Here is a 272-nt window from a genome sequence, read left to right as displayed (position 1 = left end):
ACCGTCGCTGTCCCACTGCCGCGTGCAGTTCAGCAGCGCGGCAATGTCACGCGTCACATACTCGCGCAGGCGCGCCGCCGTGATCACGCGCTGCTCGCGGCTCTCGTCGGGCTCGTCCGGCGCCATGTCGGTGAGCCGGTCGAGCAACGAGGGCTGCAAGCGCTCCTGAGGGGTTAGCTCCGCCATCCGTTCGGTATCCTTATCGTGCGAATCACCTTGTCGTCGCGCACCTCAGCTTGCTTACTGTTTGGCGACCTGCTGGATGTCGAACG

1 pseudogene is annotated in these 272 nt (G+C 65.1%); it reads right to left on the bottom strand.

Going from position 1 to position 272, the window contains the following annotated elements:
- Positions 1 to 186, bottom strand: a pseudogene (locus SB753_RS37355) (type VI secretion system baseplate subunit TssE); the annotation flags it as partial.
- Positions 187 to 272: the final 86 nt, after the last annotated feature.

This window comes from Paraburkholderia sp. SIMBA_053, assembly GCF_046534895.1.
In the GTDB taxonomy this organism is placed as follows: domain Bacteria; phylum Pseudomonadota; class Gammaproteobacteria; order Burkholderiales; family Burkholderiaceae; genus Paraburkholderia; species Paraburkholderia caledonica.
Note: the sequence above shows the minus strand (reverse complement) of the source record. Positions and strands in the feature narration are given on the sequence as shown.